Raw genomic sequence first — 536 nt, 5'->3', positions numbered from 1 at the left:
GCGCGCTGGTCACGCAGGATCTGGAAGGCGATCGTCAAAAGCTTGCGCGCGATCGCCACACGCGCCTTGTTGGTTCCTCTGATCTTCAGATGCTCGTACTGGTCATGAAGTTGCGCATCGCTGGCGATGGCGGGGGTGACGGCTTCGACGAAAGCCCAGCGCAGCCACTTGTTGCCCTGCTTGATGATCTTGCCGTGGAAGGTCTTGCCGCCGCTCGAATAGGTCGACGGCACCAGCCCGGCATAGGCGGCAAGCTTCTTCGGGCTGCGGAACCGCGCTATGTCGTCGATCTCCGCATCGACCAGCCTTGCGAAGAACTCGCCGATGCCGGGGATCGTCTTCAGCAGCTTGACGTTGGCATTGGCATTGGTCATCGCCCGGATCGTTGCTTCCGACTGCTTGATCCGCCCGTCAATGTCGCCGATGAAGGCGAGGCCACGGTCGATCTGGATGCGGTCGATCTCCGAGACGTTGACTTGCGCCAGCTGGACGCGGCCGGCCTTGCCAAACAGATCCCCGAGCTTCTTCAGCTGTGC

The 536-nt window shown here is 61.8% G+C and carries 1 protein-coding gene; it reads right to left on the bottom strand.

Going from position 1 to position 536, the window contains the following annotated elements; genetic code table 11:
- Positions 1-536: transposase (locus C6558_RS39035; protein WP_146161013.1), on the bottom strand; the 536-nt coding region annotated here is incomplete at both ends.

Origin of the sequence: Ensifer sp. NM-2 (assembly GCF_003024455.1) — a bacterium.
Lineage (GTDB): Bacteria > Pseudomonadota > Alphaproteobacteria > Rhizobiales > Rhizobiaceae > Ensifer > Ensifer canadensis.
This window is presented reverse-complemented; position numbering and strand designations above follow the sequence as displayed.